General features: G+C 44.4%; 22 protein-coding genes and 1 riboswitch. Of the genes, 5 read left to right on the top strand and 17 right to left on the bottom strand.

Going from position 1 to position 23,836, the window contains the following annotated elements; all coding sequences use genetic code 11:
• Positions 1-390: 390 nt before the first annotated feature.
• Positions 391-1,218 (bottom strand): pentapeptide repeat-containing protein, encoded by an 828-nt coding sequence (locus JKM87_RS07900; protein WP_202079799.1) that lies wholly within the window; start codon positions 1,216-1,218, stop codon positions 391-393.
• A gap of 976 nt (positions 1,219-2,194) precedes the next feature.
• A complete protein-coding gene (locus JKM87_RS07905; RefSeq protein WP_202079801.1) occupies positions 2,195-2,977 on the bottom strand; it encodes an alpha/beta hydrolase in 783 nt (260 codons plus the stop codon).
• Positions 2,978-3,717: 740 nt separating this feature from the next.
• Positions 3,718-3,898, top strand: a riboswitch (Lysine riboswitch).
• Between the two features lie 146 nt (positions 3,899-4,044).
• On the opposite strand from JKM87_RS07905, the gene dapA reads away from it, so the two are divergent.
• Entirely contained in the window at positions 4,045-4,944 is a 900-nt protein-coding gene (gene dapA, locus JKM87_RS07910) for a 4-hydroxy-tetrahydrodipicolinate synthase (protein WP_202079803.1), read from the top strand.
• A 221-nt stretch (positions 4,945-5,165) separates the two neighbouring features.
• Here dapA and JKM87_RS07915 read toward each other — a convergent pair whose 3' ends face one another.
• The 4 genes from JKM87_RS07915 to JKM87_RS07930 all read right to left on the bottom strand — a co-directional run bounded on the left by JKM87_RS07915 (position 5,166) and on the right by JKM87_RS07930 (position 9,054).
• On the bottom strand, positions 5,166-5,594 hold the full coding sequence (locus JKM87_RS07915) for an NUDIX domain-containing protein (protein WP_202079805.1): 429 nt from the start codon (positions 5,592-5,594) through the stop codon (positions 5,166-5,168).
• 148 nt (positions 5,595-5,742) lie between these two features.
• Positions 5,743-6,807 carry an ABC transporter permease gene (locus JKM87_RS07920; protein WP_202079807.1) on the bottom strand — a complete coding sequence of 355 codons (1,065 nt, stop codon included), beginning with the start codon at positions 6,805-6,807 and terminating at the stop codon, positions 5,743-5,745.
• Complete coding sequence (locus tag JKM87_RS07925; RefSeq protein ID WP_202079809.1) at positions 6,785-7,894, bottom strand: ABC transporter ATP-binding protein; 1,110 nt, start codon at positions 7,892-7,894, stop codon at positions 6,785-6,787. Before JKM87_RS07925 ends, JKM87_RS07920 begins: the two co-directional genes overlap by 23 nt.
• Before the next feature lie 5 nt (positions 7,895-7,899).
• Positions 7,900-9,054 carry a COG1470 family protein gene (locus JKM87_RS07930; protein WP_202079811.1) on the bottom strand — a complete coding sequence of 385 codons (1,155 nt, stop codon included), beginning with the start codon at positions 9,052-9,054 and terminating at the stop codon, positions 7,900-7,902.
• Positions 9,055-9,354: 300 nt separating this feature from the next.
• On the opposite strand from JKM87_RS07930, the gene JKM87_RS07935 reads away from it, so the two are divergent.
• Together JKM87_RS07935 and JKM87_RS07940 are read left to right on the top strand one after the other, a co-directional pair.
• On the top strand, positions 9,355-9,957 hold the full coding sequence (locus JKM87_RS07935) for a sigma-70 family RNA polymerase sigma factor (RefSeq protein WP_236838695.1): 603 nt from the start codon (positions 9,355-9,357) through the stop codon (positions 9,955-9,957).
• Complete coding sequence (locus JKM87_RS07940; RefSeq protein ID WP_202079814.1) at positions 9,947-10,681, top strand: anti-sigma factor domain-containing protein; 735 nt, start codon at positions 9,947-9,949, stop codon at positions 10,679-10,681. Before JKM87_RS07935 ends, JKM87_RS07940 begins: the two co-directional genes overlap by 11 nt.
• A 112-nt stretch (positions 10,682-10,793) precedes the next feature.
• On the opposite strand, the gene JKM87_RS07945 is transcribed toward JKM87_RS07940, so the two are convergent.
• The 5 genes from JKM87_RS07945 to JKM87_RS07965 form a co-directional block, all read right to left on the bottom strand.
• On the bottom strand, positions 10,794-11,819 hold the full coding sequence (locus JKM87_RS07945; protein ID WP_202079815.1) for a zinc-dependent alcohol dehydrogenase family protein: 1,026 nt from the start codon (positions 11,817-11,819) through the stop codon (positions 10,794-10,796).
• Positions 11,820-11,941: 122 nt separating this feature from the next.
• Entirely contained in the window at positions 11,942-13,156 is a 1,215-nt protein-coding gene (locus tag JKM87_RS07950) for a nitronate monooxygenase (protein WP_202079816.1), read from the bottom strand.
• 3 nt (positions 13,157-13,159) lie between these two features.
• The gene (locus JKM87_RS07955) at positions 13,160-14,758 is read right to left on the bottom strand and encodes a M2 family metallopeptidase (protein ID WP_202079817.1); all 1,599 of its coding nucleotides are present in this window, start codon (positions 14,756-14,758) and stop codon (positions 13,160-13,162) included.
• Entirely contained in the window at positions 14,755-16,209 is a 1,455-nt protein-coding gene (locus JKM87_RS07960; RefSeq protein ID WP_202079838.1) for an amidase family protein, read from the bottom strand. Before JKM87_RS07960 ends, JKM87_RS07955 begins: the two co-directional genes overlap by 4 nt.
• Before the next feature lie 86 nt (positions 16,210-16,295).
• On the bottom strand, positions 16,296-17,279 hold the full coding sequence (locus JKM87_RS07965; protein WP_202079818.1) for a Gfo/Idh/MocA family protein: 984 nt from the start codon (positions 17,277-17,279) through the stop codon (positions 16,296-16,298).
• A gap of 425 nt (positions 17,280-17,704) precedes the next feature.
• On the opposite strand from JKM87_RS07965, the gene JKM87_RS07970 reads away from it, so the two are divergent.
• A complete protein-coding gene (locus JKM87_RS07970) occupies positions 17,705-18,412 on the top strand; it encodes a gamma-glutamyl-gamma-aminobutyrate hydrolase family protein (RefSeq protein WP_202079819.1) in 708 nt (235 codons plus the stop codon).
• 222 nt (positions 18,413-18,634) lie between these two features.
• Here JKM87_RS07970 and trhO read toward each other — a convergent pair whose 3' ends face one another.
• Both trhO and kapB read right to left on the bottom strand, forming a co-directional pair.
• The gene (gene trhO, locus JKM87_RS07975) at positions 18,635-19,645 is read right to left on the bottom strand and encodes an oxygen-dependent tRNA uridine(34) hydroxylase TrhO (RefSeq protein ID WP_202079820.1); all 1,011 of its coding nucleotides are present in this window, start codon (positions 19,643-19,645) and stop codon (positions 18,635-18,637) included.
• 175 nt (positions 19,646-19,820) lie between these two features.
• A complete protein-coding gene (gene kapB / locus JKM87_RS07980; RefSeq protein WP_202079821.1) occupies positions 19,821-20,207 on the bottom strand; it encodes a kinase-associated lipoprotein KapB in 387 nt (128 codons plus the stop codon).
• Between the two features lie 99 nt (positions 20,208-20,306).
• On the opposite strand from kapB, the gene JKM87_RS18045 reads away from it, so the two are divergent.
• Positions 20,307-20,429 (top strand): hypothetical protein, encoded by a 123-nt coding sequence (locus tag JKM87_RS18045; RefSeq protein WP_272899186.1) that lies wholly within the window; start codon positions 20,307-20,309, stop codon positions 20,427-20,429.
• A gap of 56 nt (positions 20,430-20,485) precedes the next feature.
• Here the strand turns inward: JKM87_RS18045 and JKM87_RS07985 are convergent, their stop codons facing one another.
• The 4 genes from JKM87_RS07985 to JKM87_RS07995 all read right to left on the bottom strand — a co-directional run bounded on the left by JKM87_RS07985 (position 20,486) and on the right by JKM87_RS07995 (position 23,831).
• Positions 20,486-21,637, bottom strand: a complete 1,152-nt coding sequence (locus JKM87_RS07985; protein ID WP_202079822.1) for a conserved virulence factor C family protein — start codon at positions 21,635-21,637, stop codon at positions 20,486-20,488.
• Between the two features lie 393 nt (positions 21,638-22,030).
• Positions 22,031-22,165 carry a hypothetical protein gene (locus JKM87_RS18050; protein WP_272899187.1) on the bottom strand — a complete coding sequence of 45 codons (135 nt, stop codon included), beginning with the start codon at positions 22,163-22,165 and terminating at the stop codon, positions 22,031-22,033.
• Positions 22,166-22,231: 66 nt separating this feature from the next.
• Positions 22,232-22,753, bottom strand: coding sequence for a hypothetical protein (locus JKM87_RS07990; RefSeq protein ID WP_202079823.1), 522 nt, complete (start codon positions 22,751-22,753; stop codon positions 22,232-22,234).
• Between the two features lie 388 nt (positions 22,754-23,141).
• Positions 23,142-23,831 (bottom strand): response regulator transcription factor, encoded by a 690-nt coding sequence (locus JKM87_RS07995; protein ID WP_202079824.1) that lies wholly within the window; start codon positions 23,829-23,831, stop codon positions 23,142-23,144.
• Between the last annotated feature and the right edge of the window lie 5 nt (positions 23,832-23,836).

Below are 23,836 nucleotides of genomic sequence, written 5' to 3' on the forward strand. Positions count from 1 at the left end.
TATTATGAATGTTCAAACTTAATTAATGCAATGCTAGTGAACACGAATATATGTTTGTACTAAAAACTAATAAAACTGTTTTAAATAAGTTGTAACGTGTCTTTAGGTTTTAAATAAATTTTCGTTCTGTCGTATAACGTTTCAGTGTTCACGACGCCCGTGAGCTTACAGGTGAAGCCTGAACCTAGAAATGCCTTTCTTTGTAAGGGCAAGCCGACTCGGTTGGCGAATGGGTGTGTCGCTGAGATACTTCTATGCCTTTAGGCATCCAGCGAACAAGCCGTCGCAAGGCGACGCGTGAATATAGTGTTATGTTGAGTTCGACGACCCTCAGTTCAGAGGTTGCCATGGATGGCACCCTCATGCATTTCAACCAATACATATATTAATTTAACTTAACCAATGTTCTGGAATGTCTAGAGATGAAGGTAATTTGGTATTTATATCTCCTATAGCCGAGTTGACCTGTGCTTGAGTAAGAAAAATACTACCAATTAAATTAGCACCTCTTAAATCTGCGTCTCTCATATCTGCACCAATAAAATCAGCAAATTGTAAGTTTGCTTCACGAAGATCAGCAGCAATAAGTAAAGAACCTCTCAAATTGAGTCCTCTAAGGTTAGCACCTCTTAAGTTAGCACCAACTAGGTCACTTCGTCTTTTTATTTTTTTACTTTGATTATTGTACTGTTCTACGTTTGCACGGACTAACTCACTTGTTTTTAAGAGTAAACCATTAACTTCTGATCTATGGCTATGTATGTCAATAGACAAAATAGACACAGGATTTAGATTTGTGAGAGGTTCGGTTTCTTCTACAAGCTTCTTAATTTCTTTGTGAATTGGTTTAGTATCTTCTAAGCTAAGTGCTTCATTCAAATAACATAACATTTCATGAAGTTGTTGCATAATCGGAAATACATCAAACATTTCTTCAGCTAACTCAGGGTTATCTCGCCAGTTCATTCCTTTGTAAGTATTTTGAGAAACTTTTTGACCAGCTCCAAAGCATTCGTAGATAGTACATCCACGAAACCCTTTACTCCTAAGATCCTGATGAATTTTACAACGATAATCTATTTGTAGGTTTTCACATGGACTACCTCCATCTTTGTCATATGCAAAATCAGTAGATTTAGAGTATGGCAAAGCCACACAGCACAATCCAAAACAATTTTCACAGTCAGACCGTAAATTGCTTTGGTTATCGTTAATCATTATTTGTTTAGTCAATAAATACACTTCCTTTAAATGAGAAATATCTGGTATTATACAATAGCTTATATTAATACTTTCAGTACAGCCTACTTAATTGCGGACATGGACGGCCGCCCATTTTCGCCGAATTTAATATAACGTTTTGTATTTCTGACGTCCAGGCGGCTTAAGGCACGAAGTGCCGGGTCGAAGACTTAGCCGACTGGATGTGTCCGCTGAATATGCATCCCTGCTATCTGAATTCACGTCTTCGAATCTTGCTACTTTCATTGCTTCGGTCGGATCGAGGATCAGCAAAGCTGACCGCAGCAGAAATATGGTGTTATAGGATGTCAGCGACTTCTATGAAATGCCTAACACTATCGGTTTTCTACAACTATTGCACCCGCTAGTGAAAATAAATTTTAGAGAAAAATTACAATAAATAATAATCCCATACCTATAAGAAACCCGCCAATTATCTCATAATTGTCAAGTAAGAAGAAGAATTTACTTTTGTTGTTAAAATCGTATGAAACCATCCTTTTTCTTAACCAAAATCCAAAAAGAAGAGTAAAAAGGAGTCCAAAAAGAAGTAACATTGGAGTATTTTTTATATAAGTTCCACTTTCCAAATTTCACACCTACCCGTAAATAATTTTTTAATTATTCTTCATCTTTAAATTAAATTACCCAATAAAGCAAGCCGCTACTTAAACTATTCTACCTCGTTAGTTGATTATTATAATTATCTAACATTACAATTAATGGTTTCTGGGGTTTAATTTTTCTCGCTGATTTCCTATAACGTCTCCGCATCTACGAACCCTCACTGGCTTAAGGCGGCAGCCGGGCGCGACTGCGCTTAGCCAGTGCAGGGTTGGCTGACTGACTCCACTTCACCGAAATGCCTCGGGCAGACCAAGGACGGCAGTCCGCAGCGTAGATGCGTTGTTATCGGATGTCAGCGCTTTCTTCGAATGACTTTCAAATTCATTTAGTAGCCCCTAGATTCTAAGTAGTCTTTAATTTTTACTGACGTATTTAACCACGTTTTATTGTTATGTCTGCCATAATTAAAAAAGCCATGTTCCATGTCTTCATAGGTCTCGAGGGTAATATCGTTCCCCTTCTCTCTCATCAACTTTATAAATTCTATGTTTTGGTGAAACAGATCATCCTTAGTTCCTACCAACCACAATGTTTGAGGCAAACATTTTTTTACATTATGTATAGGAGAATACTCGTTTGCTTTCTGTAATAGTTCTGGATAACGTCTTTTCATAATATCAATTCCGTCCATGCCAGCTCCGAAAACAACTAATGTATTTGGCAAATGATCAGTTTGTTTTTCATTTTCATCATCATCGATTGAATCAAACATAATAGAAGAAACAGCAATATAACCTCCTGCCGAAGCACCACAGACAATTATCTTATTGGAATCAATCCTCATTTCACTAGAATGTTCTCTAACCCAACGAACCGCCGACTTCACATCGCAAATAGCTTGAACTGGTGTAAACCCTGCGTCACTACCGTTGCGGTAATCAACACAAATTGCAACATAATTATGCTTGGAAAAAAAACGAGCCTGATGTTGGAATTGTACAGGGGTTATCGGATCCTTCTTGAAACTACCTCCATTAAAAAAAAGTATTACTGGTTTATTTTCATTAGTATCAGATTCAGGTTCGAAAATATACAGTAGTAAATCACGATCTCCAATTGCTTTATATATTTGTTTTTTAGTTGGATAATCAAACTTATAATTTTTCAATACTTATCCCCCTATCTTTCTACCTTGCACATTAGTAATTGCGCTGATTTCCTATAACATCTTTTTCCCGACATGTGTCGTATTAACTTACTTAACTAGAGTTATTTACGGCAGGTGTAGTAAATCATAATATCTCCCGATTACAAACTTAATGAATGTCTACTTCCTAGTCATATTCATATTATTCTTCTTGCACTGAACGCACTGAACACTATCAGACTATTCCATTATCGCACCAATATATCCCAATTATATCATCAATGTGGAATAACTTAACCCTTTTCATGGTCTGATTCAATCCTATAAACTGATTCTAGGAACCCATAAAAAAGCTCCCTCTCAGCTCCCCCTCTTCAGGCCATATTTTTCTAGATTACGCTAAGAAAAAGACTTTAGGGTAGATAAAGCAGATCAGTCATATTGCATTACTTTGTTCTCTCATACAAAGAGCAAAAGAAACGGTTAGACCATCTAGACGTACCCCCAATATGGACAGGAGATAAACGAAAGTTTTGTATATAGATTATCTTGTTTTATATAGCCAGCCATTTGAATATAGCTTCGCTTGTTTGTATAACCAAAGGCATATTCATAAGTGTGGGATGAGGCTCCTACTCATAGACTGTAGGAATAAACCAATGACATTAGAAATAAAGATGTGAAAAGGACTTGCAACTCTCATCAACTTTTGATATGTTACAGGTAATTCAATATTTTTCTTACTTCAGTTATCATGATGAGGTGAGGATAGAGGAGCAGTTATCATCAGTACACAATGTTGAGGATAATGAGAATCCGATGAAGATTGTGGAAAGGGTTAGTTGCCGAAGCTGAGAGAATCTCATGATCTCAAAGCTGGTTCTGCTATTGAACAAATACAGAACTGTCATATAGGGGACTATATGGAGGGCTATCTTAGCACTAGAGCAATTATTTGAAAGTATTGTATCTAATGCAACAACGATACCCTCGTTGTTGCTTTTTTACGTCTTACTTTCAATCATACAGGCCGCCTCCTATTACCTCTCAATACTCAAAAAATTTAACGTAAAGGTGTGAGGTTAACGATGAATTTTGGCCAAGTACTTACTGCAATGGTAACGCCGTTTAACAACAATGGAGATATAGACTTTAATGCGACAAAAACACTCGTCAATTACCTTATTAACCATGGATCTGATGGCTTAGTGGTTGCTGGTACAACGGGAGAATCGCCTACTTTAACCACGGAAGAGAAGATCGCGCTCATACAGTATGTGGTTGAAGTGGTAGACGGTAGAGTCCCTGTGATTGCCGGGACCGGTTCCAATCATACACGAGCATCCGTCGCCTTAACCCAACAAGTGGAAACGTTAGGTGTCGACGGTGTAATGCTGGTTACACCGTATTATAATAAACCTTCTCAAGAAGGCTTATATCAGCATTTTAGTACGATCGCGCAATCCACATCCTTGCCAGTGATGCTTTATAACGTGCCTGGTCGAAGCGTGGTGAACATGTCTGTAGACACTGTGGTGAGACTGTCTCAAATCGAGAATATCGTATCGATTAAAGAAGCGAGCGGTGATCTAGACGCGATGGCAGAGATCATCAGTCAAACACCAAGCCACTTCACTTTATACAGTGGCGATGATAGCCTGACACTGCCTGTTCTTTCAATCGGAGGTACAGGTGTCATATCCGTCGCTTCTCATATTGCCGGTCTTGAAATGCAAGAGATGGTAAATCAGTATAAAAAAGGTGAGGTGGACCGCGCTGCTTACGCTCATCGTCATCTTTTGCCATTAATGAAAGCCTTGTTTGCTGCACCAAGTCCGTCACCTGTGAAGTCAGCCTTAAACATGCGTGGTATCTCGGTAGGAGACGTTCGCTTACCGATGCTGCCATTGGATCATGAACAAGAAATAGCCTTACATGAAACGTTACAAAATACGTTACTGTCTATCAATGTGGAAGAAGCGGTGTGAAGATAAATCAGATTGAGCCACTCATCTAAAATGAAGCTAACAACATAAATTTAAAACCAAACGTGTATGAGTTGCGCCCGTTAACTCCCATGACAAACAATTACAAAAAAGACTTCTTAACCAAAAAACACATGAAGAGGACGCTTAACCCTCTTTCATGTGTTTTATTTTGCCCTGTTCTCTCATCTATCGTCGGTTTAGGACAACTATGGTTATGACATTTACGACACATGACCTTCATTATGATACGTGACTTCCGTATTCTTGCTGACAATGGTGCTTAAGCCTTCTTTATAATAAGGCATAAGGCCATCCGTCTCGTGGACATCGATCCATTGCACATCACTGATTTCCTCTGGTCTTGTGATCTCTATCTCTCCACCGACAATCTCTCCCCGGAACGTGACAAAAATGGCATGGTGCTGGCTTTTTTCTAGCATTGCTTCATTGACGGCGACAACGCCATATACCTCAATATCTAGGCCTGTTTCCTCCTTCGCTTCTCTCACCGCCGCTTGTTCTAGTGTTTCTCCGATTTCAACGGCACCGCCAGGTAATGTCCACTCGTCGCGCCCTTTATTCTTGACCATCAAGAGCTTTGTTTTTGTTTCGTCCGTTAATAAGGTGTAAACAACGTCTATTCTTTGCACTGTATGTCTCTCCTCTTCACTTTTCCCCTATTCTATCATATGGCTTACACTTTAATAGAGTCACTTTAATAATAAGCGTATGGTGAAAAATGCCCCTTTTAATAGAGTATCTCTTTGTGTCTAGATAAGCGGCTCCTAATGGTCCTAGCTATGCCCTGATTTCCTGTCTCATGAAATTGACATAGGAGATGCCGAAACAGATGACAGTCGCTGCCACCAAGCCTGTAACTTGGGGCCAGATGAGTAACAAACTTTGTCCGAGTGGTAAAGGACTCGGTATCGCACCCACCACTTGTTCCATCGATAATGGGCCCAGTGTACGTATCTGGGGCGTTAAAAGAATCGTGGTAATCTCGCTGAACAGGTAGTTTGGGTTTAAGCGAGATAAGTTTTGCACGAACATGGCGCTTTCAGAGGCGCTACCCGGTGTTAAATTCTGATCGGGCATAGCGGCATTTCCCACCATTCCCACGATCATGGAGAAAAAGATACTGAAAAACAACCACACGGCGATACTAGCCAAGGCAGACGTTGCCGCTTGTTTGAACCGTACTGAGAAAAATATGGCAAGGTTCAGCCAGAAGCCGATATAGACGACGCTGAGACATAAGAAGGCGATGACTCTCCAGAACTCATCCCATGTCGGGGGCAAACCAATAGATAGGATAGCGGTCCCCATAACCAAGAGACCCAGAGAAAAAATGAGGATACTAATGACGATTAACGTCGCCACAAATTTGGCATTCAACAGGTAGTCTCTAGGAATAGGCTGTGAAACGATCCGACTTAACGTCCCACGGTTTCTCTCCGCATTTATAGCGTCGAAGCCTAAGCCGATGCCGAGTAAGGGGCCTAGGAAACTAATAAAAGTGATAAACGGGGGCAACACCCCGTTAGGATCAGAAATGGTAAAGATATTCAAGAACAAGTAGGCGTTTGACGAGTCGAGATCAGCTGCGACGTCACGAATATTAGTTAAAGCCGTGTACAGTGAAGCCAAACAAGTCAAGATGATAATCCCGAACAGGATGATAAACCGCCAGCTTCGAAATTGGTCCTCCATTTCTTTGCGGACGATCACCCAGAATAGTGCAGGAGTGTGGGCAGACGAAGCCTCATGAGTGTCGTCTTGCCTTTTTACGTTCAAACGTTGTCCTCCTATCCCTTCCTTTAAACGATTTTGCCACTGTTCATAGATTGCTTTGAGCTGCATGTGTGACCTCACCCTCTCCTTCAAAGTAAAGCCTGTATATATCATCTAGGTCATGCTCCCGCGTGTGTAGGCTGTGTAGCGATTGCCCGGATTGTATAATCTTAGAGGCTATCTCGTGGGCGTTGTCTTCCTCACTTTTAATCAGTAAAGTGTGATCTGCCTGTATGTCAACCGACATCACCTTAGATAAGCCTCTCAATGAGGCGAGTAAGTCTTCGGTGACGTTTGACACTTGTGCCTCGATCGTGATGCCTTCCCTTGCTAACAACTGCTTAGACAAAGCCTGTATATTACCTTGGGCCAGAAGCTTTCCTTCTACAAATAGCCCCACACGGTCACATATCTGTTGTACTTGATGCAGGTGGTGAGATGAAAGTAACACGGTAATCCCCTGCTGTTGACTGAGGTTTCTGATCAGATAGAGTAACTCCTGGACACCTTGGGGGTCTATCCCTAGCGTGGGTTCGTCCAGGATAATCACTTCAGGGGCTTTGATGAGTACATCGGCCAGGCCGAGGCGTTGCTTCATCCCTCTAGAGTATTGACCAGCTTTTTGATCCTTTGCCTCTTCTAAACCAACTTGGGATAGTAATGCACTCGCTTTATCCGTTGCGGTCTTTCTAGATTGACCGTTAAGCATGGCGGTGTAGATCAGGTTTTCCAGCCCAGTCCGATCTTCATAAAATCCGACCGAATCTGGCAGGTAGCCCACCCTTTTTTTAACTTGAATGGGCTCCCGGGTGGCATCTAGTCCGCATACCTTCACCACACCGTGTGTCGGTTCGCTTAAGCCGAGCATCATAAGAATGGTCGTTGATTTTCCTGCGCCATTCGGACCTAATAGACCGAACACCTCGCCTTTTTCTATCGTTAAGTTAAGTTGATTCACAACCGCTCTCTCATCATATTTTTTGGTTAACCCTTGAAGTTCAATAATAGGTGCTTTGACTGTATTCTTAACTGATCCTTTAGCGGATACAGATGCTTTAGCAGATTCATTAACATTTTCATTAATAGAATCTTTAACAGTCTCTTGGACAGATGCTTTTGTAGACACTCCAACAGGGTCTTTGTTCGTCTCTTTCATCATGCCTACCTCCTACCATACTGACGCATTAAGTAGTAAACCCCGGCGATAACAGCCCCAATGATCAAGACGCCAATGACTCCCCATAACATAGAGGTTTCTACAGTCATTCTGAAATCCGCACTTGATGAAGCTTCTGGTGTATTAGCGGTCATCGATACGACATAGTCCCCAGCGATGGCGTTGTCGCCTGCTGTGATCGTGGCTCGCACGGTCTCAGACTCCCCTGGTTCTAATATGTTAATCGTACTCGGTTCAAATTCAACTGCCCAATTGGGGGGCTGATTGCCTTCCAGTGTGATGTCACTCAAAGGGACAGTACCAGAATTAGACACGAGCAGTTCAACGACTTTATCCCGTCCGGCGACGATATCTTCACTCAGCTTACCATCGGGTGTGGTTAACTCGATCTCGTATTTGCCACTCACCACCGCTTCTAACGTGAGTTCAGAGCTCGTTCCACTTGTTGAAGCGGCAATTGGAACCTCGTACTCACCCGCCTCGATATTCTGTGGTGGACTTAAAACCACACTGATGTCCTGTGTCGCGTTCGATTCAACGGTCACGGAGGTGACACTACTGCCATCCACTTGGAAGTTGACGTCCCATCCACGCGGCGCGTTTGCTTTTAAAGCATAATGTTGTTCCTGTGCTGTACGGTTTCTGAGGCTAACATCATATGAAAAAGTGGCATCCGCATGTCCTTCCATGTTCGTTTGTTCTGAGGTGAGTTCTGTTTTAAACGTCCCTTTCTCCGTGACAGTCACAGTCGCTGGTAACGTTGTGGTCAGGCCGCTTGTACTACTGGCGAGAACATTGAAAGCATATGCCCCTTTGTCCACCTCTAAAGGTACGTCAAGATTGATTGAGAAACTCTCCGAATCGTTTGGCTTAATAGATAATTGCTGTAATTGCCAACCACCCGATGTGAGTTCATACTGCCAATCCTGTGGTAAATTTTCTACATCAAAAGACACTTGTTGGACGTTATTCGTATTGTTAATGATCTCAAACTGATAATTAATTGATTCCCCAGGCGTGACTGATATCCCTGTATAGGATGTGTACAAAGTTAATCCAGTTGCCGCCATTGAGGTTGGTGTGAACTGAAATAACGACAGCATCATCACTGTCAATAATAGATAAGCGATTCTTTTCATAGAAAATCCCCTCCGAAGATATTTTTCATAAAGCAATACGTGCTAGACACACAACTGGATTTACGTTGATGAATAAAAAAATAAAAATGAACACCACAAAAGCGACCTTCAATTTTTTTTGAAAAAATTTGGGGTTTGTTAAATCCAATCGCCTATGATAAAAGTAATAATAATAGAGAGGATTACTGTGTAGACAAATGTTTGTTAGACATTAACGAGAGGTTATTGAGAGGTTATTGAGAGGTTATTGAGAGGTTAATTGAGAAGTCATTGAAAGGTTATAAAAGAGGTGACAACGTGATGCGTCCACCATCTACACCTTCGCGTGGTGAAGCGTTATTAGCGCAGGTGAAAGCAGGTTCAACGGATGCGTTTGAGCATTTTTATGACCTGTATGTGCGCTATGTCTTTGGTATCGCGATGAAAATGTTAAAAAATAAATCTGATGCTGAGGATCTCTGTCATGATGTGTTCCTCGAGATCTACCGTAACCCGCACAGCTTCGATCCCCAGCGAGGCAGTATCGAAGCTTGGATTGCGGTTAAGACCCGAAGTCGTTGCCTCGATCGGCTACGAAGAAGTAAGAGGATGCTGGTCAAAGAGGATGTGGAAGAGGACTTACAGAAGGCGAGTACGGATCACCATCTCGTGGAGGAGCAGGTCATAACGCATTCAGAGCATGAAGAAGTTCGGCAGGCTTTATCCGCTCTACCTGAAGCGCAAAAGGCCGCGATCTACGGTCATTACTTCGAGGGGCACTCCCATCGTGAGCTTGAACACAAATTAAAACGACCGCTCGGGACGATTAAGTCTCTTGTACGATACGGCATTCAGAATATGAGGCGCTTCTATCAGGAGCAAAGAAGCTTTCCCAAAGCAAGAGGTGAAAAACATGACTTGTAAGCATGGCTTAACAGATGAAGTCATGATCGATGACATCCAAGGGAGATTGGATGCACATCAAAGGCAGGAAGTACAGGAGCATCTGTCACACTGTGACACTTGTCAGCAAGCGTACATCGCATGGGCAGAAACGTTAGATCATGCGGAAATAGAGGCGCGACCCACACCAAATCTTAAGCGTAGAGTGATGAGTCGTGTGAGTAGAGACACATCCAAACGTTTACATTTCATGCAACCGAAAATACTCGCTTTTCTCTCTAGTGTGGCTGTCTTGTTACTTATCGTCTCAATTCAGTTTAAACCGGCTACGAACCAGAACCAGACGCCCACGGAGTCGCATGCTGAAAAAACATTGCTTTCTCACATGCAACAAACCGAAGCGCCATTCATGCTTGAAGAGGACACAGAAGTTTATGTCATCGTACCCGATATACAAAATAATATGACGGGGTACGCTTGGATTAACGAGCAATCGAATGAGATGATGCTCCTCGTGGACGGTTTGCCAACGATTACGATTAATGATTACCAGGCTTGGATAAAAACGACGAACGACGTGAAGAATGCCGGCCTTTTTCAAGTTAATGGAGAAGTGGGTCAGCTGTACATTCAAGACGCGACCATTAACAGACTTGAGCATATTATGGTCAGCCGTGAACCTCGAGGGGGTAGCTATTTCCCGACTGATCCTGACCCTGTGCTGATTCGTTTAGGGACAAAGTAAAAACGACAAAGTAAAAAAACGTAAAGTCATATAAATGGGCTCCGAGGGGGTCAGAGGCACTCCGATAGGCTCCAAGGCGCTAATCATCATGCCAGACCCCAAACTCAAACCCTTATGTTAACAGAACCTTACCCCTACCATTGAGCTGTGCGTCTTGCACAGCTTTTTTTACTTCCGTTAAGGGGTACGCGATTCGGGGATTGATGAGTTGTAATTTCTGCTCCATCATAAGGGTGAACAAGCGTTGAAACGTTCCCCTCCATGTGACATCCGACACCTGCGCGTTCCAGTGGCGTAAATGAAACAGCTGAACTTGAATCTCTTGCTGGGCTAATTGGGACCACTTAACAGGTGTCCCAGATAGTAACCCAAGGCTTAAATAGGTACCAGATGGCCGAACACACGACGCCAATACTGTTCCAGATCTACCTCCCACCATATCGATGGCGGCATCAACGCCTGTACCCCCGGTTAAGGACATTACGGTCGGGTACAATGATGTATCCGACGCATTAATGACATGCTGGGCGCCAAGCTGAAATAACGTCTGTCTCTCCCTGCTATGACGGGTTACCGCAATCACGTGAAAACCGAGGAGTTGAGACAGCTGCAGATACAATCTGCCTAGAGATGAATGGCTGGCGTTGATGAGTAAAGTATCTCCCGGACACAACGCTAAGATGTCTGTACTCGTCACCCATGCGGTAAGGGGATTGATATATAACTGTGCAGCCACTTGATCTTCAATCTCGTTTGGCACTGGTACAGCATATGCAGCCTTTGTTCTCACATAGGTCTGCCACGTTCCTTCTCCTCTTAACGGAAGAACTCTGCGGCCTAGGAGGGATTTTGAGACACCGGCTCCCACCTCCTCTACCACGCCTATTCCCTCGTATCCGGGCACAGCAGGTACATCTATACGATGAGCGTAAGCGCCAGTGATGGGAATTAAATCGGAAGGATTGATCGGGCGTGCGTTCATACGGACGAGGACCTCTCCCTGCTTAGGTGGCCTGACGTTAAGCTGCTTCTCAACTTTTAAGACTTCTGCTGGATCACCAAACTGATGGTATTTAACGGCTTGGATGTCTTTAGTATTAGACTTGTTAATGGCCGTGTTATTGTCCTGTTCAGTCATTGCCCATTCTCCTTATGGCGATTGATCAAACTTGATCGGCTAAATCATTTATAAGACAAAATAAAGCTAGCCTAGGTCCCATGCACATTCAAATATTGATGATGATATGAACAATTCTATGTTTAGTTTTGATTGAGATTATAATTGAGTAACCGTTTCGCTTCTGTTATGATGTTGTCCACAATCTCCGCCGCTGAGATTGGGTTACGGGTTTTTGGCAACATGCCCACACTCTGACCTGCCCATAGCGACATAAACTCAGCATTGTGCTGTTGGGCTGCTTTTCCACGAATCACTTTGGTTAAAGTATTTTGTGTAGGAAACGGTAAAGGGGCTTGCCCACTGGCTTCCCAACGCTGGATGAACCGATTTTTGACCCCTCGTGCCGGTCGTCCTGAGAATCCCTGTGTTAAACAAGTGTTCGAACCGTCCGCCTGGCGCAAAGCCTCCTGATAAGCAGGATGGGCACCAGATTCCTGGCAGGTCAGAAAACGTGTCCCCAACTGCACCCCTTGTGCACCTAAAGCGAGGGCGGCCACCAATCCTCGCCCATCCATGATGCCGCCTGCGGCTATCACTGGCACGCTAACCTGATCCACCACTTGGGGGACGAGGCTCATGAGGCCTATGTTCTCCCCGTCGGTATGAGGGCGGATCGTAAATGTCCCTCTATGTCCACCCGCTTCTGTTCCTTGCGCTACAATACAGTCACTTCCTTGCCGTTCGGCCTCTATCGCTTCTTCAACTGAGGTGATCATTGTGCTTATTTTAAGGCCTGCTTTTTTTGCCCTATCCATCGCATCTGGTGGTAATACCCCAAACGCAGTACTAATAACAGGCACTTCAGCCGATAGAAGCACCTCAAACTGTTCTGCAAATGTGTAGGCTGGTCTTTGAGGTGGATCGAACGTAAAGGTCTGGCGTTTGTGGTGTAAGTCTTCTGTTGATGCTGACGGTGAGGGTGTCCTGTGCCTGTTATCCCCGTCGTCATGGACCACGTTGCCATGGGTCACGTCGTCCTTCTCATCTTTATCCAGGTCCTCATATATTTGTTCGATCACAGGGCGTACATCGTCATAACGGGACCAGTTCAAGCTTTCTTCAGCCACAAAGAGGTTAACAGCAAACGGGGCAGAGGTTTGCTTTCGAATCGCATGTATCGCTTGCCCTAACTGTTCAGGAGAGAGGTACGCGCCTCCGAGGGTCCCTAGTCCTCCGGCTTCTGAAACGGCAGAGACAAGGTTGGGGGTTGTCGGTCCCCCAGCCATGCCGGCTTGCACGACCGGATAAGCGATACCCAACACGTCTGTTAGCTCATTCTGTAATGAAAGTGACACAACCTATACCTCCATTCGCTTAGGCACAAAATGTCTGATAAAATGCTGAGGGTCTAACTTCGCCCCTGTCGCTTTCTCTAGCTTCTCATTCCAGTGATACTTCGCCCCAGGGTGGAAATAATGTGCCTTCAGATAGGTGCCCACAGCTGGTGTATAGATGTCCTCCGACACATGTTCAAGTATATAGTCGTGCAGCTGTGAGGTGGTTAGTTCCCCTAGCAGATAGTTTTGGTAGTAGACTGGCGCCAGTGTAAAGTGAATTTTGGCTGCCCAGTGAGGTTCATCCTGGCGTTCTGGAGGGTGAACGAGCTGGACGTCCTCCACGATTTCCCACCACAGTCGATTCAGGTCTTGGTCTGGATCTTCATACAACTCACGCTCAAAGAAAGTGAAAGCCATCATCCATCTGGCTTGTATGAGCATCTGCTTTTGTAGCATTTTATGAAGCTGAGGCGCCATCTCATCTACTTCCGCTGAGTCTATAGATAAGTAGCGTTTGAACCATACGGGGTCTTTCGTGAGTCTGCCATAATACATGGCGATGGCTTCTGTTCCAAGAATATGCGCATACGTTCTCAACATGAATGGCAAGTTTGGATCGACGTACTTGGAATAGACGGCATGACCAAACTCATGAAGCATAACGGTACTCCAGTAATGGGACTGTTCATTGTTACAGAGGACACGGACGTCGTCAGGCCGACGAATGTCCGTACAGAACGCGTGCTGGTTCTTACCTTCTCGTGGATACAAATCACTGTTCTGCAACATATCTCGGATCTCTAGACCCATGTCTTCAAACGTCTGAACCGTTAGCGCCTCAAGATCTTGGTCTTGGAAATACGGATCAAGATCGATGTCCTTAGAGGGCGGCGCTTCTTGGAAAAAGGGATCAGCATAATGCCAAGGACGTAAATCCTCTACTGAAAGCCCAAAGCGTGTGGCCAGTTCCTCATCGATCTCCGCTTTGATAGCTCGGTAGGTATCGTCTGAAGCCTCTTTTAACTGCTTAAACGTCTCAAAGACAAACTCTCGGTCTAACTCATTGAGTTCAAAGCTCATCTGATGATGGTTCTCATAACCTAAGGACTGCGCCGCTGCATTACGCTTCTTAACTAATTGGATGAGGCGTTCTTCGACCACACGGCCAATCTGCTTGCTCGCATACCACGCTTTTTCCCGCTCGGCATTGTCATCACTTTGGACTAAGATTTGCCGGATGTCATTATCGTTGATCGGCGCACCGTCGATTTCAGCTCGATACGTGCTAAAGGCATGGACAAGCTCACTTGAGAGGTCATTCATTTCTTTGAGTGTCTCTTCCGGAAGTTGGTTTTGAACACATTGGGCATACAATAAGCCTAACTGTCTCTTCTCTTCCTCAGCTAACCCGTCCAATTGGCGATACTGCTTCACCTGCTCTAAAAGTGATTGGTCAGCATAGTAGAGACTCAGGGCCGTTTGAGCTGCGGACGTTTTCTCCACCCACTCATCCTCGCCCGTTGTGGCGGCCATCCATGACGCATACGTGACATCAGTATGGTGTTTAGATAGGACCTCATTTTGTTTCTGTAAAAACTCATTCACGGCAGATACACTCATACTTTTTTCCTCTCCTTTCCCCCGTTTATAGCTGGGGTTGGCGGGACTCTTTTCAGTGTCGCTTGTTCGTAGGCATAAGCGAGCTTCAAAAGGGTCGGTTCTTCAAAAGCGGATGAGGTGAACGTGATACCAAAAGGTTCTCCCTCCGATGTGTACCCGGCTGGTACCGTCACAGAAGGGTAACCGGCCTTGGCCGCTAGGGCACACCCGTAAAAGGATGGATATAGAATGGCATCTAGAGCGTCTTTTTTCAAAGTCGCATCAATCCCCTCTGTTTGTGAGGCCTGTATATCTCGTAATCGGCTGTGGAGATAAGCTTGTTCCGTTAATGAGCCACTTGTCTCTTCAGATTTGAGGAGCATGCTTTGACCGTATTTAAGGGCCACCTCCGCGTGTGCTAAGTTATATTTAATGACGTCCTGTAAGCTGTGCACGGGTAGATGCGGTGGCAACTGACTAAGATAATGGTTCAGTGCAGATTTAAATTCATACACGAGTACGTCAATCCCCAGTTCCTCATGCGCGGTGGGAATGTCAACCGAATCAAGCACGTCTGCCCCTTGGGCTTTCATATCTTCAATCGCTTTTTCAAACAATGCTAATTGATCCTCGCTCAGATTTTTCGTATACTGTCGTGCAACCCCAATTCTAGCGCCTTTGAGGCCGTCCTGACGTAAAAATGACGTATAGTCGTGATGAGCTTGTCCTTCACTTTTCCATGTTGCGGCGTCTTGTTCATCGACTCCCGCTATGGCGCCAAGCACGATGGCCGCATCTGCGACACTTCGAGCCAAGGGCCCGGCTGTATCCTGACTATAAGCGATAGGAATAATCCCTGTGCGACTAACGAGACCAACCGTCGGTTTAATCCCGACGAGTGAATTCATGTTTGCCGGGTTAAGGATGGAACCAGACGTTTCTGTCCCAATGGCAGCCGTGACGAGGTTGGCGGCTACAGCAGCGGCTGAGCCTGAGCTCGACCCTCCCACATCAAACTGACCTGGGCCATAAGGATTTAACGTTTGACCCCCTCTTGAACTGTACCCGTTTGACATTCGGTCAGACATGAAGTTCGCCCATTCTGTCAAGTTCGCCTTTCCTAGTATCACCGCGCCTGCTTCGCGAAGTTTACGAGCGACAACAGCGTCCGTCTGGGCATAAGCATCGGCTAAAGCGACGGAGCCTGCACTGGTATGCATGTGATCGCCTGTATCGATGTTGTCCTTCAGGAGAATAGGGACACCGTGTAACGGCCCTCTTGCGCCTTTTTCCCCACGTTCTCTGTCCAATGCTTCAGCGATGTATATGGCGTCCGGATTGATTTCAATCACAGAAGACAAGCCGCCTTCACCACGATCGTCAATGGCGATTCTGTCTAAGTACTTAAGCACCAGTGACTTGGATGTCAGCTGACCTGCATCGAACTGCTGTTGTATATCCTGAATCGACATCTCGATCAGATGCTCATGGCATGGTTGTGACTGTGTTGCGCCATCCTGTGTGTCTGAATTATTAATGTTCATGTCTTCTCTCTCCCTTACACGTATTTTAGCGTCTGCCATCCTTGACTTTGAGGTCGTCTGAGCGCTTCGAGTACCACTTGGGCCTCGTAACCCACATTAAAGTCATAAATCTCCGCCTCTTGTCCCTTCACAGCCGCGATGAGTTCTTGAATCATTTTCCCCTTCTGTATCGGTCCATCCGTTAGCTTTTCGATCGGTTCACCGACTTTTCCACCGACCAACGTCTTCCAGTTAAGGAGCTTAAGCGTACCCTCTGTTCCGTACACGGCAAACTCAATATGCTCTTCTCCCGCTACGTCCCTCATGCCTTCAATAAGGACGGGTGTACCATCCTCAAGTTTCATTTGCGCTATGATATCTGTTTCACAAGCATCGTTATGTGATGGAAAACGAATATCACTTTGAACGTCGGTGACGCGACCAAACATACTTTGCATCGCTTGTATCCAATGGACGCCGACCTCAAGAACATATCCCCCTTGTTCACGCCCGGCCACCCAATCGTTTTGTTGCCACAGTCGTGGCCATTGTGGAAAATGCATCGTTAAGCGGATATGACGAGGTTGACCTATGTATCCTTCTTGCAAACGTTCCTTAAATCCTATGAGCCCAGGCTGGTAATGAAGTGGGAAGTGCATCGCGTGGACCACCCCGGCTTCGTTTGCGGCTTCTTTCATTCTTTTGGCCTCATCAACGGCATTCGCCAGTGGCTTTTCACAGAGAAGATGCTTTCCAGCCTGTAGTACGTCGAGAACGATTCGTTCATGATACTTCGGCGGGACAGCCACATAGACGAGATCCGCATCTGCGTTTGCCAGTAGCGCTTGGTAGTCTGTAAAGTATGGGATATCTCCCGCTTCTTGAGCAACACGTTGGGCCACCGCACGTTGAGTGTCACACACGGCACTCAACTGCACGTCTTCTCTAGCCTGGAGCTGTTGTAAAAGCCCTTGACCGATGGCCCCAAGCCCGATTACACCTAACTGAACCTTTTCCATATCTGTTTATGTCCCCTCTCTGAAAATCATCTTCAAAATTATCTTTTTCACTGTGTCCTCTTTCTATTTTTCTACCTTTTCTGCTACATTATCTTTCTACTATTCTACTCTTTACTTTTTCCTCTTAACTTCAAGTTTTTCTTGGACTCCTTCTTGTGTTTGCTTTTTCGTGTTCGCTTCGCCACTCATGCGCTTATGAAGTGATACTTCTATAAAATTTAGAAAATTAAAACTAACTTAACGGTGACACTGATCACACCTACTGCTATCATAGCATTATTGTTGATTCATTTACTACCGAAAGCGATGTGTTTACCTGTGGCAAATATCATTTTCTTAATCATGACGTAGCCTTTTTGTTGAAGAAAAGTTTGCTTTTCTTTATAAAGAAAGAAGATCGTTAAATCATTTGGGAGTGAAAACAGATGGAGAAACCAATCATTGGCGTACTACCCTTGTATGATAGAGAAAAAGAAAGTTACTGGATGCTACCTGGATACATGAAAGGGATTGAGGATGCGGGTGGCATCCCGATTATGTTACCGTTAACCACAGACGAGGACAGTATTCTAAGGTTAGCCCATACTTTTGACGGCTTCCTATTCACAGGTGGTCATGATATCAATCCAGAGTTGTATGGTGAGGAATTAGAGGATCGTTGTGGGGAAATGTGCACAGATCGTGATATCATGGAGTCCATTTTATTTAAGCATGTAGCAGAACTGGATAAACCGTTATTCGGGATTTGTCGTGGTCTGCAACTATTTAATGTATTGTTAGGTGGTACCTTATATCAGGATATTCCGACCCAGCGGAGCGAGAGTCATATTAATCATAAGCAAGACCCACCCTACACTGAACCCGTTCATCACGTAAGCATAGCAAAAGATACCTTGCTTTATCCTATTCTTCAAACAGAGTGTCTTAAGGTCAATAGTTATCACCACCAGGGGATTAAGAAGCTTTCAGAACGGTTAGTGCCTGCGGCAACGTCTGAAGATGGGTTGATAGAAGCTGTTGTCATGCCCAATAAAACATTTACCTTAGCCGTTCAATGGCATCCCGAGTTCAACTACAAGTGTGACGATCATAACTTTAAATTGTTCTTAGCATTTGTTAGATCATGTAAGTGAATCAATTTGTTTACTTAGCGTTATGGCCTTCATTCGATATAGGACAAGGACAAAAAAATAGAACTTCCACATGATTGGAAGTTCTTCTTTCTTCAAATACGAATCGAATCATAAGTTTAATTTAAGAATACTAAATTCAACTTAATAACATCACATTTGTAACAAGCCTACTTTTAACAACTTAAACTAATCGGCACGCGATTAGGATACATGTCATTATCCTCAGTGGTCTGCCGTGTCGTCGCAGTCGGCCATTTCGGCTTCGTTGGCTTCTTCCGCTTCAATTTCTCTTTTCGCTGCAAGGTAGCGATTATCTGGATGTTCCTCACACTCTTTGGAGCAGGAATGATTGTGTTCTTTCTCACACTCTTCACAGCAGACGTGCTGGAGGTTACACCATGGGTTCGCACAGTTGATGTAGCGATCCTCAGCTTTCCCACAGTGGTAACATTCTCCGACGACAACATCCTCTTTCTGATTAATCGGTACAGAAATGCGCTCGTCAAATACGTAGCACTTACCGTCCCATAGCTCACCTTGTACCTCAGGATCTTTACCGTAGGTGACGATACCACCGTCTAATTGTCCCACGTCTTCAAATCCTTCTTCGAGCATCCAAGATGTAAGCTTCTCACAGCGGATACCACCCGTACAGTACGTGATGATCTTCTTATCCTTCTTATCTTGTAAGTTCTCTTTGATCCATTTAGGGAAGTCACGGAAGGCCTTGACCTCTGGACGAATCGCCCCTCTGAAATGACCGATATCGTATTCATAATCATTTCTGCCGTCTAACACGATCACGTCGTCACGCTGTAACAGCTCGCGCCATTCCTTCGGTGTGTAGTACTTACCTGTTTTTTTGACTGGGTTGACCCCATCTACTCTGAACGTGACAATTTCGTCTCTGGCACGAACGTGCATCTTCTTAAAGGCATGTTCATCTGCTCCATCTATCTTAAAGACCATATCCGAAAATCTTGGGTCTTTGTGCAGTTCTGCCATATATTTGTCTGTCTGTTCAATGGTGCCTGAAACAGTTCCGTTTAGACCCTCAGGTGCCACGAGGACTCTTCCTCTTAACCCTAACTCTTTACAAAAATCCAGGTGTTCCTGTGCAAACGTTTCATGATCATCTATTGGCGTAAACTTATAATAAAGAAGAATACGATATGGTTTAACATTGTCACTCTCTGTAGCAACCACATGACTCTTCTGTGCTTCTTCACTCATATTTCTTCACCCTATCTATGATGAGATATTTCCATTAAAATATGATAACAAATCATCAGGAAATGTCAAAGTTTTTGTTTGCATAAACCCGATTCATCAGTATCATTTCCCAGAAAATAGTGCGACTATCTCTTAGTATAGCCCGCAAGAGGATGAAATACGATCCATTCAGTCATCATGGTTTTGGAAAATATTCCTTCTTCAACGCTTCTAGTTGATGCACGCATTGTTGCGCCCACTGATCGTCTCTTTGTTGTAAAGCCTCGATTTCCTCATCGACAGCTTTGGCCAACGACGCTTCATAGGCAGGGGTATCACCACTAAAAGTACGCAAATGAGGGTGTGGCACAAGCGCTTTTTCCTGGTAAGCTAACGCTTTTCTTTGATGAAACATGTCCACATTCGCTTGGTAAGGTTGATGCAGATCCCCTTGAGTGGGATGTTTTAGAACGGCTAATATTTTGACCACCGCTTTAGAGGACCGCACTTCAATGATTTCTCCTACGTAGACACCCGTCTTATAGACGGCTTGGACAACGGTCCCAACTTCAAACGTAGACATGTCCAATCCCTCCTGTCCATTTTTTAAAATTGATTGGCATACTTGTCCTTCTATCACCATAGGATGTAGCAAACGACGTGATATGAAGGAGTGTTTGTTATGAACGGCCCCATCGCTTGGCTAGACGGGTTACTTGCTATCGTCATCTTTACTCTAGGCTTGACCATCCTCGCTTATGTTTTTAGACATGAAGACAAGGATGAGAGCCAAAGCGAAGCTTGACTTTCGATACCAGACTAGGACTCGGTCGGATAACAGACTAGGACTCAGATGACGAACTAGGACTCTTCGTTCATTTTACGCGTCATCTGTTGCCATACGGTTCCTTCCGCCTCTTCGCCACCTTCAATACGCTCTAAGGCCATCTTCACTTGTAAGCTCACTTCAAATTCTGGGTCTTGTTCAGCCTCTTGGAGAGCTGGAAGCGCCTCTTCAGTTCCAACCTCATACATATAACGTGCCGCACGCCAGCGTACAAGCTTGTTAGGGTCCTGCAACGCTTTGATCATGACAGGCATCGCTTCGGGGTCTCCGACGTCGGAAATAGCGTCACCCGCTGTACGTCTCACGACCGGACTCTTGTCTTCTAGCGCACTATACAGGAGAGGTAACACTTTTTTGCCCCCAACCTCACCAAGATAAGCGGTGGCCAAACGACGAATAGACATCTTAGAATCTTGTAAAGCTTGTTCTAAAATAGGAATCTCATCCTCTGTCAAACGCATGCGCTCAAGAGCCGCATATCTCGTCTTCCAGTCCTCGTCCTGCAACGCTTCTTGTACACGTGCTGCTGAAAAAGCTTCATCCGGATCGACGTCTTGCTCTTCCTGGAACGCTTTGGCCACCAGTCGGTCTATACGCTCTTCATCGTAGGCAGCGTTAAGCTCTTCGACGAGTTGTTCTCCAACTTCATCGACATCACCATATCTGACCCCTTTTTCCACCCATTTTCTTTCTAACACGAGGTTATCAGCGGAAGGCTGAGCTTTCATCGCCGCTGCCATAAAACGCTCCGGTAAGCCGACACGATGCTCCTCATCCCCTTGTTGGAGCTTGATTTGCATCGGTATCCCTTTGAACATCTGGAAGTACACTTCTATTTCTCCGTACGTATCTTGAACTTGTGCAGGCTCTTCATCAGAAGCTGCTGCTCTTCCTTCTTCCCCCGCGTCATGCTCATCAAATACAGCACGCACCTGAGGGAGAATCACTTTCCAGTCAGCTTTCGGATGGCGCTCGACAGCCATGAAATCACTCACTTGGTAAACCCCTTTTACCCCTTCAACCTCCATAATCTGTTGGATATAGGCAGGAGCTTCATGTTTATTTTGCGGGTTGATGTTGTAAGTGACACCTTGTGGCAACGCTGGTTCTATATTCAGCTTCATCGAGTTTGGACTCGGTGTCGGTTCTATCGATTTGACTTGCATGGAAAAAAGACCTCCTTATACCTGGATTGTATTGTTGTCATATTCCCGATCGTGTCATCGTTTCGTTTATAACATTATACTCATTGTGAGGGTAAAGGCCATTATAAACCCATAAGCCTCCATGCTTATAAGCCTAAGGCCTTGGCAAATGTGAGACAACCTCGCATGCTGTTCGTCACATTGTCTCGACTAGTTTGTGATCAATACCATCTTAACATAGTCGGATTCCACAGAAAAAGCTACAAGCCCGATATCCTCAGCTATTTTGTAGATACAAACAAAAATAGCCTTGGTATGCACCCAAGGCGTTGTATCGCAGTAATTCGTTTACCGCTATTGTTCGTGTATGAGGTTAAACATTTCGCGACTTAACCCCGCGAGACGCTTCCCAGACTAAATGGCCACCTCTGGGCCGCTGATCAAAAACCAAAAACCGGCGGCAATAATAAAGAGCCCCAAAATTAAGACGAAAACCATAAATAAGGTAAACCCTTTGCTTTTGCTTCTTCGACGAAAGAACTCATCCATGTCTCCGACTCCTCTACAATATGCTTCTGACACCTATTCTAGCATACCTTTTTCTCCTTCAACAGTTCATTGTGTGACTTTGTCCTGCCGTTTTTTCCTTTTACCCCACGGTTTCAATACAGAAAGGAGAAAAATAGCGATGAGCGACACAAGCTGAAGACCAATCCCGATGAAAAGATACGTACGATTAACGAGAAACTCAGGATTTTCTAATGCTCCTATTCCCTGACTCTCGACGATCGTTAAACCATTCAAGGACCACACATAAATCCCCACCATGCCAAGACCGATAGATAGTACGGTCAGTCCTTCTTTTAATATTAACCAGTGATAACGAAAGAACCCCCAATGGGTGACGACCGAAAGCAATACCCCCGTTATGACTGTGCCAATTGTCGACGCTCTGACTGATGTCTTCGCGAGCAAATGCATGCTCGTATAGGCTGCCATTAAAATATCCCTATCTGAAGAAGCTGCGGCCGCAATACTTAATATCAAAAAGACCACAGTTACCCCGAACATGATCGAAGCAAATAAAATATGGAGTGTTAATAATAACTTTCTTGCCCTTAGTCCGATGTTCTGCATCCTCGTTCCCCCTTTTTTAGCAAATCCAACGAGATCTCAATCTCTGAATTGCTCTGAATCTCATACTGCTCCATGCTTGGCGTGAATCATCCTCCAGGACGTTAATCACACTCAAGACGTGAATCATCCTCCAAGACGTCAATCATCCTCCATGGGCGCCAGTCATCCTCCATGGGCGCCAGTCATCCTCCAAGACCTCAATCATCCTCCATGGCCAATCTGAGTCTCGAAGTCAACTCATAAGCCATTCACATGCAGGATATCTCCCATTTCTAAATATCAGCTAAACAAATCCTTAAATTTTTCTTAAATAAAATAACCGCAAATCACATCGATTAGTGTGACTTGCGGTTCATCCAGAACCTTTCTTAATATCTTCTAAAAAAAACTAACCTCTCAAACGATACCCGGCTCCCCAAACGGTTTCGATATACTGTGGATTTGACGGGTCTATCTCTATCTTTTTACGGATTTTACGAATATGGACGGTTACCGTGGATATATCCCCCATAGAATCCAACCCCCACAGTCTTTCAAATAAATGGGCTTTACTAAATACGTAGTTCGGATGTAGCGCTAAAAAGAGCAACAGATCAAACTCCTTAGTTGTAAACGTGATTTCTCTGCTATTAAGAAAAACTTGGCGTGAAGCTTGATCGATGTGTAAGCCTCTTATGCGAATGTTGTGACCCTGGGTATCTTTTGGCCCTACCAATCGTTCGTACCTAGACAAATGTGCTTTAACCCTAGCAACCAATTCACTGGGGCTAAACGGTTTGACAATATAATCGTCAGCCCCGAGCCCTAACCCGCGAATCTTATCGATGTCCTCTTTTTTCGCTGTCACCATTAAAATAGGGATATCTCGTGTTTCCCTTATCTCTTTACAGATTTGAAAGCCGTCCTTTTCAGGTAACATCAGATCAAGGAGTATTAAGTCATACTCTTGGGTCAAGGCTTTTGTGAGTCCACGATCACCCGATGTCTCAATATCGACCGAGAAACCATGTAGGTCTAAATAGTCTCGTTCCAACTCTGCAATGTCCCATTCATCTTCAATGATTAATACCCGCTTCATACGCT

Source organism: Caldalkalibacillus salinus (assembly GCF_016745835.1).
In the GTDB taxonomy this organism is placed as follows: domain Bacteria; phylum Bacillota; class Bacilli; order Caldalkalibacillales; family JCM-10596; genus Caldalkalibacillus_A; species Caldalkalibacillus_A salinus.